We start from the raw sequence: 13959 nt of genomic DNA, 5'->3' as shown, positions 1-13959 counted from the left end.
CGGTAGGCCCTCCGTATGGAATAGCACAGGCATTACTACCAATTTACCATAGCGTTTCCCATTTATCAAGGAATTTCCGCTGAATGGTCTCTCACGAATCAGCAATAAACTCGGGTTTGGCCGCCGGGTCAGTCTCGCATTGTGCGGGAAATGGGGAATTTACCAACGCAAAGAAGCCGCCTGATTGCTCAAGCGGCCTCTTGAATTCAGCGGAAGGAGAGGCTTAAGCGGCGGCCTTCTTGGTCTTCTTGGCCGCAGTCTTCTTGGCCGGGGTCTTCTTGGCGGCCTTCTTTTCATCGGCGGCCGGAGACGCCGAGGTCACGACGGCACCTTCATAGCCGACCAATTCGATAATCGCCATCGGAGCGGCATCGCCGCGGCGCAAGCCGAGTTTGATGATGCGCGTGTAACCACCGGGCCGCTCGGCCATCTTCTGAGCCACATCGTCAAACAGCATGGCAATGGCGGATTTGCGCGAGCAGAAACGGGCGACATCGCGCCGTGCTGCCAGCGAACCAGCCTTGGCCTTGGTAATCAGCTTTTCAGCGAAGGGGCGCAGTTCTTTGGCCTTGCCCAGCGTCGTCTGGATGCGCTTGTGCTCGAACAGCTCCTGCGAGAGGTTGCCAAGCAGCGCCTTCTTATGACTGGACGAGCGCGAAAGCTGCCGTCCCTTATTAAGGTGTCTCATTTCTTATCGAGTTCCGGGGAAAGATACTTGTCAACGTCCATACCGAAATGCAGTGCCTTAGCCTTCAAGATTTCATTCAGTTCGACCAGCGACTTGCGGCCGAAATTTTTGAACTTCAGCATTTCGTTTTCGTCGCGGCGCACAAGATCGGCAATCGTGCGAATCTTGGCTTCCTTCAAACAGTTCGCGCTGCGCACCGACAGTTCCAGGTCTTCGACCGGTTTGCGGAGCAGTTTGCGAATTTGCAGAGTTTCTTCGTCAATGTCCTCTTCATCTTCCTTTTCAGGCTTCATATCGAAGCTGATGAAGAGGGCGATGTGGTCGCGGAGGATGCGGCCGGCGTTGGACAGCGCGTCTTCCGGCGTGACCGATCCGTCGGTCCAGATTTCGAGAATCAGCTTTTCGTAGTCGGTACGCTGTCCGACGCGCGTGTTCTCGATGGTGTAGGTAACGTTGCGGATCGGCGAATAGATCGCGTCGAGCGGGATCGTGCCGATAGGCGCGTCTGCGGGACGATTTTCTTCGGCGGGCACGTAGCCGCGGCCCTTTTTGATCGCCAATTCCATCTTCAGTTCCGCGTCGCTGTTCAGCGTGGCAATCAGATGGTCGGGATTCAGAATCTCGAAATCATTGTTTCCGATCTGCAAGTCTCGGGCTGTGAATTCCTTCGGTCCTTTAAGCTGGACGTAGATTTTGTCCGGCTTTTTGTTGAGGAGCTTGAAGCGCACCCCCTTCAGATTCAGGATCATCTCAGTCACGTCTTCGGATACGCCGGACATGGTCGAGAATTCGTGCAGTACGCCATCCACTTTGATGGAGACGATCGCCGCACCCTGTAAGCTGGAGATCAGAACCCGACGAAGGCTGTTGCCAATGGTAACTCCATAGCCGCGTTCAAGGGGTTGGACGATGAATTTGCCATAGGTATCGGTATGGGTTGATTCATCAATTTCCACCGCTTCCGGCATTTGGAAGTTCAAACCGTTCATGGGTCTCCTCGAGGTGAAATTAACGCGAGTAGAGTTCGACAACCAACTGTTCGTTGGCCTCGAACGGAATGTCGTTGCGCGCGGGCGGTCCGAGGAACACGCCTTCCATTTTAGCGCGATCGACATCCAGATTCGGCATCGTTTTGCCGTGCGCGGCGAGCTGCATGGCCGCGTGAATCACCTCCATCTTGCGCGAGCGGTCCCGGACGCGAACGCGGTCGTTCGCCTTCAGGATGTAGGACGGAATATTGACCTTCTTGCCGTTGACCGTGAAGTGCGAGTGCACAACGAGCTGGCGTGCCTGGCGGCGCGTCGAAGCGAAGCCCAGTCTGTAGACGACGTTATCGAGACGGCTTTCGAGCATGCCCATCAGGTTTTCACCGGTGACGCCTTTTTGACGCTGCGCCACGGTGAAGAAGCGATGGAACTGCCGTTCGAGCAGGCCGTACGATTCGCGGATCTTCTGCTTTTCGAGCAGTTGGCGTCCGTATTCGGAGATTTTTGGGCGACGGTTACGACCATGCATACCGGGCGGGTAGCCCTTTTTGTCGAACGCCGACTTGCCATTGCGCACGCGTTGGCCCTTAAGATAGAGCTGCACGCCGACTCGGCGGCAAATCTTGTCTGTGGGACCGCGGTTTCTTGCCATAGATGTACGAAGCTATGTTGAGTGAATTATGAACGAAACAGACAGAGCTTAAACGCGGCGCGCTTTTTCGGGGCGGCAGCCGTTGTGCGGCAGCGGCGTCACGTCGCGGATGGTGCTGATCGAAAGACCGGACGCCGCAATGGCGCGGACGGCGCCGTCACGACCGCCACCGGGTCCCCGCACTTCAATGGACACTTTTTTCAAGCCGAGGGCCATGGCGGCCTTGGCGGCATTGTCGGCGGCCAACTGCGCGGCGAACGGTGTGTTCTTGCGTGAACCGCGCAAGCCCATTTTGCCGGCGGACGCCCACGAGATAGTGTTGCCGTAGTTGTCGGTGATGGTGATCAGGGTATTATTGAACGAAGACTTGACGTGCACAACGCCGGTGTCTTCGACGCGTTCTTTCTTGCGCTTGCCCTTTTTGCTCTTGGTATTAGTCGCCAAGGTATGACTCCGTGTAAGCTAACGCCGCACGATCGCGGTCGGGGAAACTCATTACTTGCCCTTCTTCTTGACCATCAAGTTTTTCTTGCGGCCCTTGCGCGTGCGGGCGTTGTTCTTGGTATTCTGACCGCGAACGGGCAGACCCTTACGATGGCGCATGCCGCGGTAGCAGCCGACGTCCATCAGGCGCTTGATGTTGAGCTGCACTTCGGAACGGAGCGGTCCCTCGAGCTTCATTTCGGCGATGACGGCGCGGATTGCGGCGAGTTCATCGTCGGTGAGCTGGTGTGTGCGCTTATTCCAGTCAATCTTGCACTCGGAGAGAATTTTCTGCGAGGTGGGACGACCGATTCCGAAAATGTAGGTGAGGGCGATTTCGATGCGCTTGTCGCGCGGAATATCTACGCCGGCTAAACGTGCCATGCTTCTGCTTGCCTGATGAGGTTACGGCGCGGGGGTTAGCCCTGGCGCTGCTTGTGTTTTTTGGTGCGAGCGCACACGACGAAGACTCTGCCGCGGCGGCGGACGATCTTGCAGTGTTCGCAGATCTTTTTGACGGACGTCCGGACTTTCATCGTCGTTGTTCCGAGATTGGTCGGTTTACTTGTAGCGGTAGGTAATACGGCCGCGGTTCAAATCGTAAGGCGACAGTTCCACGGTAACTTTGTCGCCGGGCAGGATTTTGATAAAATGCATGCGCATTTTCCCTGAAATGTGACAGAGGACTTTGTGTCCGTTTTCCAGCACGACTCGAAACGTCGCGTTGGGCAGGCACTCCTCGATCACCCCGTCAACTTTTATGGACTGTTCTTTTGAAATACGAGAACCTTGCGTTGCAATGGATTAGATCGTTAATATGTCGGCGGAACCGTCTGTGATGACCAGCGTATGTTCAAAGTGCGCGGCGGGTTTGCGGTCACGCGTAAGCACGTCCCAATCGCCGATCATGTCCACTTCCGGTCCGCCCAGCGCGATCATCGGTTCAATTGCGATGACCATGTTCTTCCGTAATACGGGGCCTTTGCCGGGCAGTCCGTAGTTCGGCACCTGCGGGTCTTCCCACAGATTGCGGCCGATGCCGTGACCAACCAATTCGCGGATGACGGAGAATCCATGTGCTTCGGCGTGCGTCTGCACAGCGTGTCCGATGTTGGACAGGCGGGCGCCAGCCGTGGCTTCAATAATCGCTTTCTCCAGGCATTCGCGCGTCACGCGGATCAATTCTGCTTCGCGTGTGCCGACCTGTCCAATAGCGAAGGTCTTGGCGCTGTCTGAATAGTAGCCTTCATAGATCACACCGATATCCAGTCCGATTATCTGACCGTTCTGGATGATGCGGCCGCGCGGCATGCCGTGTACGACTTCCGCGTCAATCGAAAAACAAACTGAGTAGGGGAACTTGACGCCGTCGCCGTTGGGATGGTTCTTGAAGGCGGGTATGGCATTCTGCGAACGAATCGTTTCTTCAACGACGCGGTCCACTTCATCGGCATTTGTGCCCGCGATCATCAGTGGTTCGGCGGCGCGGAAGGCGCTGGCGAGAATTCCGCCGGCCTTGCGCATCAGCCGGATTTCGGCGTCCGACTTAATATGAATCATTCGTTCGCGCTATCCAGCTCAATCAGCACACGGGCAAAGACTTCGTTGGCCGTTCCGGTGCCGGACACCACGCGCAGGGCGCGTTTACGGCGATAGTAGTCCAACAGCGGGGCGGTCTTGTCGCGGTAGACTTGGAGACGTTTCTGAACCGTCTCCGGCTTGTCGTCTTCGCGCTGCACGATATTCGGAAGTCCACCGCCCGGGCACTTGTGTGCGGCGATGGCTTTCTCGTCCAGGGTAAGATTGAACGTCGCGCCGCACGTCAGGCAGACTCGCCGCGAGGCCAATCGCTCGACGATTTCATTGTCAGGCACTTCAATAGAGACGACCACTGCCGTAGGCATGCCCTCGTCGGCCAGCAGCTTCTCCAGCGCATCTGCTTGGGGCACGGTTCGTGGGAATCCGTCGAAGATCGCGCCGCGGGCCGTATCAGGCTTGGTCAATCGCACGCGTACTAATTCAATGAGCAGATCGTCCGCGACCAAGTCGCCGCGATTCATCGTATCCTGTACCTGCTTGCCCAGCGGCGTCTGCGCCTGCACTTCAGCGCGCAAAATGTCGCCTGTGCTAATTTGCGGCACTTCGAGCGCTTCGACCAGTTTAATGGCCTGCGTGCCCTTTCCGACTCCGACGGCACCAAGCAAAATAATCGAATAGCGATTCACGGACAGCAGGCTGCGGGCGGCCATAGCTAAATTACATGCGGCGGCGGCCGCGGATTCGACCGGACTTCATCAGTCCGTCGTAGTGCCTCATCACGAGGTGTGATTCGATCTGTTGCAGCGTATCAAGCGCAACGCCGACGACAATCAGCAGGCCGGTGCCGCCAAAGAACTGGGCCACGTTATACGACACCCCGAACTGGCGGATGAAGATTGTGGGCAGCATGGCGATCACGCCAAGGAAAATCGCGCCGGGCAGGGTCACACGCGACAGAATGTTGTCAATGAAATCTGAGGTTTGCTTACCCGGACGGATACCGGGAATGAAGCCGCCGTTCTTCTTCATGTTATCCGCCAGGTCCACCGGGTTCAGAATGATGGCCGTGTAGAAGTACGTGAAGAAGACGATGAGCATGAAGGTCAACGTCGAATAGACGAAGCTCTGCACACCGAAAGCATTGGTCACCGCATCCCGTAAGCCGCCTTCCGGCAGGAAAGTCGCGATCGAGGACGGGATGAACATAATGGACTGGGCGAAGATGATCGGCATCACGCCGGCCGAGTTGACGCGCAGCGGAATGTGCGTCGAGACGCCGCCGTATTGCTTGCGGCCGACGTTGCGCTTCGCGTACTGGACCGGAATCTTACGCACGCCCTGCGTCAGCAGCACGACCATCGCGGTTACGGCGAACAGCAGGATCAGGAAGACGGCCTCCATGACGATATGCCGTTGGCCGGTCGCGACCATCTGGTACTCTTCAAGAATCGCCGAGGGCAGCGTATTGATAATCCCGACCATGATGATCAGCGAAATACCGTTTCCGATGCCGCGCTCTGTTATCTGTTCACCCAACCACATGATGAACGTGGTTCCGGCGGCGAGCGTGATCATGGTCAGCAAATTGAACCCGAGTCCCGGTTCCGGCACGACGGCCAATCCCGACGGCGAGACCAGGCGCGTGAGGAAGACCGACACACCACCGGCCTGCATTGCAGCCAGGATGACGGTGCCATAGCGGGTCAACTGCGTGATCTTTTTGCGGCCCTCTTCGCCTTCCTTTTGGAGCTTCTGGAAATACGGGATAACCGTTCCCATGAGCTGGAAGATAATCGAGGCCGAAATATAGGGCATGATACCCAGCGCAAACACCGTGGCGCGTTCAAATGCGCCACCGACGAACATGTCGTAGAGTCCGAAGAGCGTCGTGCGGTTCTGATCCATGAACTCGCCGAGCGCTTGCGCATTGATGCCGGCCAGCGGAACGTGGCCGCCGATCCGGTACACCAACAAGATGAGCAACGTGAACAGGATGCGGTCACGCAGCTCAGGGATCTTGAAAATATTTGCGAAACGGTCGAGCATCAGGCGGCAACCACTTTGCCGCCGGCGGCGGTGATCTTCTGCGCGGCCGCCTCGGAGACAGCGCACATGGAAATTTCGTAGGCGCGGTCACAGTCGCCGGTGGCAAGAATTTTGACCGCTGAATCCGCGTGGCGGATCAAGCCGGCCTGCTTCAGTGCATCGGGCGTAACCGTGGTATCGGGTAGCGCTTTGAGGTCCCGCAGATTGACCACTTCATTGTCGGTCGCCCAAACATTGGTGAAGCCGCGTTTGGGCAGACGACGATAGAGCGGCATCTGACCACCTTCAAAACCGCGTCTGACGACGGAACCCGAGCGCGAATAGTAGCCCTTTTCACCACGACCGGCTGTACCACCGGTACCCGAACCCGGGCCGCGGCCCAAGCGCTTCTTGGTGAACGTGGAGCCCGGCGCGGGCGTGAGTTTATGCATACCCATTAGCTGGAGGCTCCTTCCTGGACTTCCTTCCACTCGAGCATGTGCGGAATCTTGGCGATCATGCCGCGCATGGCCGCGTTATCCGGTATCAGGCGCGTGTGGTGCAAGCGACGCAAGCCCAGGGCCTCAACTATCTTGCGATGGAAGTGCGGCCGCGTGGCGGTGCTGCGAACTAAAGTAACTTGAAGCTGCTTTGCCATATTGCGAACGGTTGCGCGTGCGCGGCCGGTGCCGTGCCCGAGCGATTCGTTGTCGTTAGAGGGTGAATACTTCTTGAACGGTGATGCCGCGGCGAGCCGCCACCATGCGCGCATCGTTAAGATCTTCGAGAGCGCGGAACACGGCTTTCACAACGTTGTGCGGATTATTCGTGCCCATGACTTTGGTCAGCACGTCGCGCACACCGAGGCATTCCATAACCATGCGCACCGAGCCGCCGGCGATGACGCCGGTACCAGCCGAGGCAGGACGCAGGAAGACTTTGCCAGCGCCGAACTTGCCGTGCGAGGCATGTGGCAGGGTCTGTCCGAGCAGCGGGTAGCGTTTCATCGAACGCTTGGCCGCCTCGGTACCCTTGCGGATCGCATCGGCAACTTCGTTGGCCTTGCCGAGGCCGAAGCCGGCACGACCGTGTCCATCGCCAACGATGACGATGGCATTGAACGAGAAGTTGCGGCCGCCCTTGACGACCTTGGCGACGCGGTTGACCGCGACCAGTTTTTCGAGTAGTGTTTCGCCGCCGGAATATTCGGCGGGACGATCATCGCGGTCGCGACCGCGGCGTGGACTGCTGCCGTTCATCAATTCGCTTGGTTTAGAATTTCAATCCGCCTTTGCGAGCGCCTTCCGCGACGGCCTTCACGCGGCCGTGATAGGGGAAGCCGTTGCGGTCGAAGACGACCGCTTCAATAGACTTAGCACGAGCTTTCTGCGCACACAATTCGCCAACGAGCTCGGCGATTTGCGTCGGGTTCTTGCCGGTTATAGCCGACTTCAGGTCGGGCGACAGCGACGAGACTCCGAGCAGGGTCTGACCGGACTTGTCATCCACGAGCTGGGCATACATATGTCCCACGCTGCGATAGATGACCATACGCGGACGTTCCGCGGTTCCGTTGACGACCTTGCGAATGTGATACTTGCGGCGCTGGCGCGCGCGCTTACGAATGGCAATGATTCTGGACATGGCTTACTTACCCGTCTTGCCGGCTTTGCGGTGAATGCGCTCACCGGTGTACATGATGCCCTTGCCCTTGTACGGCTCGGGTTTGCGCACCGATCGTATCGTGGCGGCAACCTGCCCGACAGCTTCTTTGTCCGCGCCGGTAATGACGATCGTGGTAGGGCCGGTAACTTCGGCCTTCACATCGTCGGGCATGGACACGAACACCGGGTGGCTGTATCCCACGGAGAGCAGCACGCCGCGCTTCTTGGCTTCGACTTTGAAGCCGACGCCGACGATTTGCAGTTCTTTTTTGAAGCCGTCGGTGACACCGACGACCATGCTATTGAGCAGGGCGCGCGTAAGCCCGTGAAGTTCACGGTGCTCTTTGCGGTCGCTCGGGCGATGGCACGTCACCGTACCGTCTTCGAGCTTGATTTCGATATCGCGGTGGAACGTCCGCGAGAGTTGCCCTTTAGGTCCTTTGACGGACACATCGGGACCGTTGAGCTTCAGCTCAACGCCTTTAGGCAGCTTAATAGGTGCACGGCCAACGCGCGACACGTCAATTACTCCGTAAACTTAACTTACCAGATTTCGGCGAGGATTTCGCCGCCAACCCCAGCGCGTCGGGCCTGATTGCCGGTGAGCAATCCCTTCGGCGTTGTGAGAATGGCGGTACCCAGTCCGTTCCGCACGCGCGGGATATCGCGGCTGCCGACATATTGCCGCAGGCCGGGCGTGGACACACGGCGCAATCCCTGAATAGCGGGTCGGCCGTTGGTGTACTTCAAATAGACACGAATGAAGCCTTGCGGGCCTTCGTCCACCTGCACGAAGTCACGAATGTAATAGGCTTCGAGGAGCACGCGCGCCAGGTCGAGCTTGATGCGCGAGAAGGGGACGTCGCAGTACGTTTTACGCGCCATGAGGGCGTTGCGCACGCGAGTCAGGAAATCAGCAATCGGATCGGTCGTCGGCATGAGTGTACTTTGCTACCAGCTGGATTTGACAAGACCCGGAATATCTCCCGCGTGCGCCAGTTCGCGCAGGCAGAGGCGGCACACGCCGAATTTGCGATAGACCGAACGCGGGCGGCCGCAACGGCGGCAGCGCGTGTAGGCACGCACTTTGAATTTCGGGGTCTTTTTCGCTTTCGCGATTAAACAGGCTTTGGCCATGATGAATTGATCGTGGGATTACGCCGCGGCGGCGACTTTCTTATCTTCGCGCTTGCGGAACGGCAGACCGAGCAGTTTGAGCAGCTCGTAGGCTTCTTTATCCGACTTGGCGCTCGTGACGAACGTGATGTCCATGCCGCGAATTTTCTCGACCTTATCGAGGTCAATTTCCGGGAACAGAATCTGTTCGCGCAATCCGAGGGAGAAATTTCCGCGGCCGTCGAAACCGCGATCAGGCAGGCCACGGAAGTCGCGGATGCGCGGTGTGGCCAGTGCGATGAAGCGATCGAGGAATTCCCACATCGTGGTGCGGCGCAGCGTAACGAACACACCGACGGGCATGCCTTCACGCAGCTTGAAGTTCGAGATGGATTTACGCGCCTTGGCCACGGAGGGCTTCTGGCCGGTGATCATCGCGACTTCCTTGACGATGCTCTCCACGACACGCGGGTTTTGCGTGGCGTCGCCACAGCCCACGTTAATGGTGATTTTCTTCAGGCGCGGCAGCTCCATCGGGTTCTCGTACCCGAACGCCTTGGTCAGGCCGGGAACGACAACTTCTTTGTAGTGCTTGACCATGCGCGGCTCGTAGCCCTTCGGCAGTGCGGGACGTTCGCCCGCGACATTGAGTCCGCCGCCCTTTCCGGGCTTGGCCGTCTTGGTTTGCGGCGCGCCCGCTTTGGGTGCTCCGCCCTTCGGTTTAGCCTTATCTGCGCTCATTACTCGGCGATCATTTCGTTAGAGATTCTCGCGACGCGCACGCGCTTGTTGCCATCCGCGGTCTTAAGGACCGTATGACCGATGCGCGTCGGCTTGCCGCTCTTGGGATCAATCAGCATTACATTGGAAACGTGAATTGTGCCTTCGCGCTTCACGATACCGCCCTGCTGATTGCGCTGGTTGGGCTTGGTATGGCGCAGAATGAAGTTGACGCCTTCAACGATGACGCGCTGTTTGTCGGGAAAGACCTTGAGGACTTTTCCGCGCTTGCCGCGGTCATTGCCGGCGACGACCTGCACCAAATCATTCTTATGGATTTTCATGGCGTTTCCTTATATGACCTCGGGCGCCAGCGACACGATCTTCATGAACTGCTTTTCACGCAATTCACGGGCGACCGGTCCGAAGATGCGCGTTCCGATCGGCTCGTTGTCCTTATTGATCAGCACAGCCGCGTTCTCGTCGAAGCGGATGTACGATCCATCGGGGCGGCGCACTTCTTTAGTCGTGCGGACGATGACGGCGCGGGCCTTCGAGCCCTTCTTCATATTCGAATTGGGAATGGCGGTACGCACGGAAACCATGATGATATCGCCGAGGGAAGCCGAGCGGCGACCGGTTCCGCCGTAGATGCGGAAGCAGCGAACTTTCTTGGCGCCGGTATTATCGGCCACGTTAAGAACAGTATATTCCTGAATCATGGCTTACTTCTTTTTCTCGATGATTTCGAGCAGACGCCAGCGCTTCAGTTTGGAAATCGGGCGCGTCTCCATGATGCGCACCTTATCGCCGACGTTGCACTCGTTCTGGCTGTCTTCGGCCATGAACTTCTTGGAGAGCTTGATATACTTGCCGAACAGAGGATGCTTGACGCGGCGTTCGACTTTAACGACGATCGTCTTCTGCATCTTGTTGGACACCACCACGCCGACGCGCGTCTTACGCAGTCCGCGGGTTTCAGCGGCGGCGGCTGTCGCGATCTGGGTCATTATTGGCCGCCTTTCCGGGTGCGTAGACCGAGTTCAAATTCGCGCTGCATTGTGCGGATGCGAGCGATGTCGCGGCGCACAGTGCGCACGCGCGACGTGCTCGGCAGCTGTCCGGCATCGAGCTGGAAGCGCAGCGCTTCGAGATTATCCTCGGCTTCGATCAGCCGGTTTTTGAGTTCGAGCTCGGTTAATTCGCGCAGCTCGAGCATCTTAGTGGGTTTTGCGGATCCCTTGGCCATGTCTTTACTTTAGGCGTGAACGACGTCGCGTTCAACGAACTTGGTTTTGATGGGCAGCTTCTGCGCTGCAAGACGCATGGCTTCCTGGGCCAGCTCGCGGCTGACTCCTTCGACTTCAAACAGAATGCGGCCCGGACGAATCACCGCCGCGTAGAACTCCGTAGCGCCTTTGCCCTTGCCCTGACGGACTTCGAGCGGCTTCTTGGAGACGGGTTTATCGGGGAAGACGCGAATCCAGACTTTTCCACCGCGCTTGATATGGCGGGTGAGCGCGATACGCGCGGCTTCGATCTGGCGCGACGTCATCCAGCAATCATCCATCGCCTTCAGGCCGTATTCGCCGAAGGAGATGTCGCAACCGCAGTAGTCGTAGCCTTTACGGCGGCGGCGCTGCTGCTTGCGGAATTTGAGTCGTTTCGGGGTCAGCATGTTAAATCAGATCAATTTTTATGATGCGGGCGGCGGTCACCGCGGCCATGATCGCGGTCGCGATCGCCACGGCCGTGGCCGTGATCGCGGCGCTCGGGCGCATCGCCCAGCGTTTCGTGGCGCATTTCACCGCCGGGCATATTGACTTTACCCTTCCCGATGACTTCGCCGCGGCAAATCCAAACCTTGCAACCGATGGTGCCGTAGGTCGTGCGGGCGACCGAGCACGCATAATCAATATCCGCTCGCAGCGTGTGGAGCGGCGTACGACCTTCTTTGTAACCTTCCGTACGCGACATTTCCGCGCCGCCCAATCGTCCCGAGACCAGAACCTTGATGCCTTCGGCTCCCATGCGCATCGTGGTCTGGATCGCCTTCTTCATCGCGCGGCGGAAGGACACGCGGCCTTCGAGCTGCTGGGCGATCATATCAGCGACGAGCTTGGCTTCGAGTTCCGGCCGCTTAATTTCGTAGATATTGACCTGAACTTCGCGCTTGGTCAGCTTCTTCAGCTCGGCCTTCAGCTTGTCCACCTCCGCGCCTTTGCGGCCGATGACGATGCCCGGGCGTGCCGTGCGGATCGTCAGCGTGAGCATCTTAGGCGTACGTTCGAAGGTAATCCCTGCGACCGACGCGCCCTTGAGACGCTGCATGAGATACTTGCGCAGGTACAGATCTTCTTCAAGCTTGTCGGCGAAATTGCGTTCATCGAACCAGTGACTATTCCAGGTGCGAATGACGCCGACGCGAAAACCGATAGGATTAACTTTCTGGCCCACGGATTATTCCGGCTTCGTTTTTTTGGTGGACTTCTTCGCCGCGCTCTTCTTAGCCGCGGTCTTCTTATCAGCCTTGGGCGCTGCATCGGCGGTGGTCTCAGCGGCCGGTTCGCTGGTTGCGACGGCGGCCGGGGCGCTGACGATCACGGTGAGGTGCGTCATGCGCTTCTTGATCGGCGTGGCGCGGCCTTGAGCGCGGGGCATGAAGCGGTGCATCGTCGGACCTTCGTCGGCAAAGATCGTACGGACGTGCAGCGAGTCAATCTCCACCGACGTGGCGCTGTGCAATTGCGCGTAGTTGGCCACGGCGGATTGAATCGCCTTGAGCGTCGGCCCGGAGGCCGAGCGCGGAGTGAACTTGAGAATATTGATCGCATCGTTCACGTTCTTGCCGCGTACGAGATCGGCTACCAGCCGCATTTTGCGCGGAGTGACGCGAATATAACGAGCTACGCAACGAGCTTCCATCAGATGACCCTACTTCTTCTTGGCGGCTGATTCCGCCTTCTTTTCCGTGTGACCCTTGAAGGTGCGCGTCGGCGCAAACTCGCCGAGCTTGTGGCCCACCATGTTTTCGGTGATGTATACCGGCAGGAACTTGCGACCGTTATGCACGGCCAACGTATGTCCCACGAAATCCGGTGAAATCACGCTGCGGCGCGACCAGGTTTTGAGGACCTTCTTTTCATTGCGGTCGTTCATCGTCTGAATGCGCATTTCGAGACGCGCATCGATGAAGGGACCTTTTTTAAGCGAACGGGCCATTGGCGGAGGTTATGAAAGTTGCGTCTTATCGCGCTTGCGACGGACGATCAGTTTATTCGATTGCTTACGCGGGTTACGCGTCTTCAGACCCTTGGTAATCTTGCCCCATGGCGTGCACGGATGGCGTCCACCCGAGCTGCGGCCTTCACCACCACCCATCGGGTGGTCCACCGGATTCTTCACGACACCGCGGACGTGACCGCGGCGACCCAGCCAGCGCGTGCGACCGGCCTTACCCGACACGACGGTCTCGTGATCGAGATTTCCAACCTGGCCGATCGTGGCCAAACATCCTGCCGGGACGCGGCGGACTTCGCCGGACGGCATTTTGAGCAGCGCATACTTCTCGTCGAAGGCCATCAACTGGCAGGCGGCGCCGGCGCTGCGGCTGATTTGACCGCCTTTGCCGACTCGCATTTCCACATTGTGGACGAAGGTTGCCAGCGGAATCTTGTTAAGCGGCAGCGCGTTGCCCACGCGGATGTCCGCTTCTTTGCGTGACGAAGTGACCTTGTCACCAGCCTTCAGACCGTCGGGCGCGAGGATATAACGCTTCTCGCCGTCAGGGTAGAATACCAGCGCGATATTAGCCGAGCGGTTCGGATCATATTCGAGGCGCTCGACGCGGCCCGCGATGTCAAACTTGTCACGCTTGAAGTCAATCACGCGGTAACGGCGCTTATGTCCGCCGCCGGTGTTGATATTGGTGGCCCGTCCGAGGTTGTTGCGGCCGCCGGTTTTACTCAGCGGGGCAAGCAGGCTCTTCTCAGGCTCACCTTGCCACAGGCCTTCGCGCACGAGGACCGTGCGGTAGCGCAATGTGGGAGTTAGTGGGCGAAATTTCTTTACCGGCATTGTAGGGTA

The 13959-nt window shown here is 58.2% G+C and carries 27 protein-coding genes; all 27 read right to left on the bottom strand.

Annotated features, from left to right (window positions below):
- Positions 1 to 223 precede the first annotated feature (223 nt).
- From rplQ to rplB, 27 genes are read right to left on the bottom strand one after another with little or no spacing between them, the layout of a single operon-like run.
- Positions 224 to 688: a 50S ribosomal protein L17 gene (gene rplQ / locus IPH10_02150; protein ID MBK6909727.1), complete on the bottom strand. Its 465-nt coding sequence runs from the start codon at positions 686 to 688 to the stop codon at positions 224 to 226.
- On the bottom strand, positions 685 to 1677 hold the full coding sequence (locus tag IPH10_02145) for a DNA-directed RNA polymerase subunit alpha (GenBank protein ID MBK6909726.1): 993 nt from the start codon (positions 1675 to 1677) through the stop codon (positions 685 to 687). Before IPH10_02145 ends, rplQ begins: the two co-directional genes overlap by 4 nt.
- 19 nt (positions 1678 to 1696) lie before the next feature.
- Positions 1697 to 2326, bottom strand: a complete 630-nt coding sequence (rpsD, locus tag IPH10_02140; GenBank protein ID MBK6909725.1) for a 30S ribosomal protein S4 — start codon at positions 2324 to 2326, stop codon at positions 1697 to 1699.
- A 48-nt stretch (positions 2327 to 2374) separates the two neighbouring features.
- Positions 2375 to 2770, bottom strand: coding sequence for a 30S ribosomal protein S11 (rpsK, locus tag IPH10_02135; GenBank protein ID MBK6909724.1), 396 nt, complete (start codon positions 2768 to 2770; stop codon positions 2375 to 2377).
- A 51-nt stretch (positions 2771 to 2821) separates the two neighbouring features.
- Positions 2822 to 3193 carry a 30S ribosomal protein S13 gene (gene rpsM / locus IPH10_02130; GenBank protein ID MBK6909723.1) on the bottom strand — a complete coding sequence of 124 codons (372 nt, stop codon included), beginning with the start codon at positions 3191 to 3193 and terminating at the stop codon, positions 2822 to 2824.
- A gap of 35 nt (positions 3194 to 3228) precedes the next feature.
- Positions 3229 to 3345 carry a 50S ribosomal protein L36 gene (rpmJ, locus tag IPH10_02125; GenBank protein MBK6909722.1) on the bottom strand — a complete coding sequence of 39 codons (117 nt, stop codon included), beginning with the start codon at positions 3343 to 3345 and terminating at the stop codon, positions 3229 to 3231.
- A gap of 25 nt (positions 3346 to 3370) precedes the next feature.
- Positions 3371 to 3589, bottom strand: a complete 219-nt coding sequence (infA, locus tag IPH10_02120; GenBank protein ID MBK6909721.1) for a translation initiation factor IF-1 — start codon at positions 3587 to 3589, stop codon at positions 3371 to 3373.
- A 24-nt stretch (positions 3590 to 3613) separates the two neighbouring features.
- Complete coding sequence (gene map, locus IPH10_02115; protein ID MBK6909720.1) at positions 3614 to 4369, bottom strand: type I methionyl aminopeptidase; 756 nt, start codon at positions 4367 to 4369, stop codon at positions 3614 to 3616.
- The gene (locus tag IPH10_02110; GenBank protein ID MBK6909719.1) at positions 4366 to 5058 is read right to left on the bottom strand and encodes an adenylate kinase; all 693 of its coding nucleotides are present in this window, start codon (positions 5056 to 5058) and stop codon (positions 4366 to 4368) included. The genes map and IPH10_02110 overlap by 4 nt, the downstream gene beginning before the upstream one ends.
- Positions 5059 to 5065: 7 nt before the next feature.
- Entirely contained in the window at positions 5066 to 6394 is a 1329-nt protein-coding gene (secY, locus tag IPH10_02105) for a preprotein translocase subunit SecY (GenBank protein MBK6909718.1), read from the bottom strand.
- Positions 6394 to 6831 (bottom strand): 50S ribosomal protein L15, encoded by a 438-nt coding sequence (gene rplO / locus IPH10_02100; GenBank protein MBK6909717.1) that lies wholly within the window; start codon positions 6829 to 6831, stop codon positions 6394 to 6396. Before rplO ends, secY begins: the two co-directional genes overlap by 1 nt.
- On the bottom strand, positions 6831 to 7145 hold the full coding sequence (gene rpmD / locus IPH10_02095; GenBank protein MBK6909716.1) for a 50S ribosomal protein L30: 315 nt from the start codon (positions 7143 to 7145) through the stop codon (positions 6831 to 6833). Before rpmD ends, rplO begins: the two co-directional genes overlap by 1 nt.
- On the bottom strand, positions 7087 to 7632 hold the full coding sequence (gene rpsE / locus IPH10_02090; GenBank protein ID MBK6909715.1) for a 30S ribosomal protein S5: 546 nt from the start codon (positions 7630 to 7632) through the stop codon (positions 7087 to 7089). Before rpsE ends, rpmD begins: the two co-directional genes overlap by 59 nt.
- A 13-nt stretch (positions 7633 to 7645) precedes the next feature.
- Entirely contained in the window at positions 7646 to 8017 is a 372-nt protein-coding gene (locus IPH10_02085) for a 50S ribosomal protein L18 (GenBank protein MBK6909714.1), read from the bottom strand.
- 3 nt (positions 8018 to 8020) lie between these two features.
- Positions 8021 to 8557 carry a 50S ribosomal protein L6 gene (rplF, locus tag IPH10_02080; GenBank protein MBK6909713.1) on the bottom strand — a complete coding sequence of 179 codons (537 nt, stop codon included), beginning with the start codon at positions 8555 to 8557 and terminating at the stop codon, positions 8021 to 8023.
- 23 nt (positions 8558 to 8580) lie between these two features.
- Positions 8581 to 8976, bottom strand: a complete 396-nt coding sequence (gene rpsH, locus IPH10_02075; protein ID MBK6909712.1) for a 30S ribosomal protein S8 — start codon at positions 8974 to 8976, stop codon at positions 8581 to 8583.
- A 12-nt stretch (positions 8977 to 8988) separates the two neighbouring features.
- A complete protein-coding gene (locus IPH10_02070) occupies positions 8989 to 9174 on the bottom strand; it encodes a type Z 30S ribosomal protein S14 (GenBank protein ID MBK6909711.1) in 186 nt (61 codons plus the stop codon).
- A gap of 18 nt (positions 9175 to 9192) precedes the next feature.
- Entirely contained in the window at positions 9193 to 9894 is a 702-nt protein-coding gene (gene rplE, locus IPH10_02065) for a 50S ribosomal protein L5 (GenBank protein ID MBK6909710.1), read from the bottom strand.
- Positions 9894 to 10217 (bottom strand): 50S ribosomal protein L24, encoded by a 324-nt coding sequence (gene rplX / locus IPH10_02060; protein ID MBK6909709.1) that lies wholly within the window; start codon positions 10215 to 10217, stop codon positions 9894 to 9896. The genes rplE and rplX overlap by 1 nt, the downstream gene beginning before the upstream one ends.
- 9 nt (positions 10218 to 10226) lie before the next feature.
- A complete protein-coding gene (gene rplN / locus IPH10_02055; protein MBK6909708.1) occupies positions 10227 to 10595 on the bottom strand; it encodes a 50S ribosomal protein L14 in 369 nt (122 codons plus the stop codon).
- 3 nt (positions 10596 to 10598) lie between these two features.
- A complete protein-coding gene (gene rpsQ / locus IPH10_02050) occupies positions 10599 to 10883 on the bottom strand; it encodes a 30S ribosomal protein S17 (protein MBK6909707.1) in 285 nt (94 codons plus the stop codon).
- The gene (rpmC, locus tag IPH10_02045; GenBank protein MBK6909706.1) at positions 10883 to 11092 is read right to left on the bottom strand and encodes a 50S ribosomal protein L29; all 210 of its coding nucleotides are present in this window, start codon (positions 11090 to 11092) and stop codon (positions 10883 to 10885) included. Before rpmC ends, rpsQ begins: the two co-directional genes overlap by 1 nt.
- A 39-nt stretch (positions 11093 to 11131) precedes the next feature.
- Positions 11132 to 11551 (bottom strand): 50S ribosomal protein L16, encoded by a 420-nt coding sequence (rplP, locus tag IPH10_02040; GenBank protein MBK6909705.1) that lies wholly within the window; start codon positions 11549 to 11551, stop codon positions 11132 to 11134.
- Positions 11552 to 11562: 11 nt separating this feature from the next.
- On the bottom strand, positions 11563 to 12330 hold the full coding sequence (gene rpsC, locus IPH10_02035) for a 30S ribosomal protein S3 (GenBank protein ID MBK6909704.1): 768 nt from the start codon (positions 12328 to 12330) through the stop codon (positions 11563 to 11565).
- A 3-nt stretch (positions 12331 to 12333) separates the two neighbouring features.
- Entirely contained in the window at positions 12334 to 12798 is a 465-nt protein-coding gene (rplV, locus tag IPH10_02030; GenBank protein ID MBK6909703.1) for a 50S ribosomal protein L22, read from the bottom strand.
- A gap of 9 nt (positions 12799 to 12807) precedes the next feature.
- Complete coding sequence (gene rpsS, locus IPH10_02025) at positions 12808 to 13095, bottom strand: 30S ribosomal protein S19 (GenBank protein ID MBK6909702.1); 288 nt, start codon at positions 13093 to 13095, stop codon at positions 12808 to 12810.
- 9 nt (positions 13096 to 13104) lie between these two features.
- Entirely contained in the window at positions 13105 to 13950 is an 846-nt protein-coding gene (gene rplB, locus IPH10_02020) for a 50S ribosomal protein L2 (protein MBK6909701.1), read from the bottom strand.
- Between the last annotated feature and the right edge of the window lie 9 nt (positions 13951 to 13959).

The sequence above is a fragment of the bacterium genome (assembly GCA_016702305.1).
Classification (GTDB): domain Bacteria; phylum Electryoneota; class RPQS01; order RPQS01; family RPQS01; genus JABWCQ01.
Note: the sequence above shows the minus strand (reverse complement) of the source record. Positions and strands in the feature narration are given on the sequence as shown.

Excerpts from the sequence above, each read along its gene's own strand:
- rplQ (MBK6909727.1), bottom strand. The coding sequence starts at position 688 with ATGAGACACCTTAATAAGGGACGGCAGCTTTCGCGCTCGTCCAGTCAT.
- IPH10_02145 (MBK6909726.1), bottom strand. The coding sequence starts at position 1,677 with ATGAACGGTTTGAACTTCCAAATGCCGGAAGCGGTGGAAATTGATGAA.
- rpsD (MBK6909725.1), bottom strand. The coding sequence starts at position 2,326 with ATGGCAAGAAACCGCGGTCCCACAGACAAGATTTGCCGCCGAGTCGGC.
- rpsM (MBK6909723.1), bottom strand. The coding sequence starts at position 3,193 with ATGGCACGTTTAGCCGGCGTAGATATTCCGCGCGACAAGCGCATCGAA.
- rpmJ (MBK6909722.1), bottom strand. The coding sequence starts at position 3,345 with ATGAAAGTCCGGACGTCCGTCAAAAAGATCTGCGAACACTGCAAGATC.
- map (MBK6909720.1), bottom strand. The coding sequence starts at position 4,369 with ATGATTCATATTAAGTCGGACGCCGAAATCCGGCTGATGCGCAAGGCC.
- IPH10_02110 (MBK6909719.1), bottom strand. The coding sequence starts at position 5,058 with ATGGCCGCCCGCAGCCTGCTGTCCGTGAATCGCTATTCGATTATTTTG.
- secY (MBK6909718.1), bottom strand. The coding sequence starts at position 6,394 with ATGCTCGACCGTTTCGCAAATATTTTCAAGATCCCTGAGCTGCGTGAC.
- rplO (MBK6909717.1), bottom strand. The coding sequence starts at position 6,831 with ATGGGTATGCATAAACTCACGCCCGCGCCGGGCTCCACGTTCACCAAG.
- rpmD (MBK6909716.1), bottom strand. The coding sequence starts at position 7,145 with ATGCGCGCATGGTGGCGGCTCGCCGCGGCATCACCGTTCAAGAAGTAT.
- rpsE (MBK6909715.1), bottom strand. The coding sequence starts at position 7,632 with ATGAACGGCAGCAGTCCACGCCGCGGTCGCGACCGCGATGATCGTCCC.
- IPH10_02085 (MBK6909714.1), bottom strand. The coding sequence starts at position 8,017 with ATGTCCAGAATCATTGCCATTCGTAAGCGCGCGCGCCAGCGCCGCAAG.
- rpsH (MBK6909712.1), bottom strand. The coding sequence starts at position 8,976 with ATGCCGACGACCGATCCGATTGCTGATTTCCTGACTCGCGTGCGCAAC.
- IPH10_02070 (MBK6909711.1), bottom strand. The coding sequence starts at position 9,174 with ATGGCCAAAGCCTGTTTAATCGCGAAAGCGAAAAAGACCCCGAAATTC.
- rplE (MBK6909710.1), bottom strand. The coding sequence starts at position 9,894 with ATGAGCGCAGATAAGGCTAAACCGAAGGGCGGAGCACCCAAAGCGGGC.
- rplX (MBK6909709.1), bottom strand. The coding sequence starts at position 10,217 with ATGAAAATCCATAAGAATGATTTGGTGCAGGTCGTCGCCGGCAATGAC.
- rplN (MBK6909708.1), bottom strand. The coding sequence starts at position 10,595 with ATGATTCAGGAATATACTGTTCTTAACGTGGCCGATAATACCGGCGCC.
- rpsQ (MBK6909707.1), bottom strand. The coding sequence starts at position 10,883 with ATGACCCAGATCGCGACAGCCGCCGCCGCTGAAACCCGCGGACTGCGT.
- rpmC (MBK6909706.1), bottom strand. The coding sequence starts at position 11,092 with ATGCTCGAGCTGCGCGAATTAACCGAGCTCGAACTCAAAAACCGGCTG.
- rplP (MBK6909705.1), bottom strand. The coding sequence starts at position 11,551 with ATGCTGACCCCGAAACGACTCAAATTCCGCAAGCAGCAGCGCCGCCGC.
- rplV (MBK6909703.1), bottom strand. The coding sequence starts at position 12,798 with ATGGAAGCTCGTTGCGTAGCTCGTTATATTCGCGTCACTCCGCGCAAA.
- rpsS (MBK6909702.1), bottom strand. The coding sequence starts at position 13,095 with ATGGCCCGTTCGCTTAAAAAAGGTCCCTTCATCGATGCGCGTCTCGAA.
- rplB (MBK6909701.1), bottom strand. The coding sequence starts at position 13,950 with ATGCCGGTAAAGAAATTTCGCCCACTAACTCCCACATTGCGCTACCGC.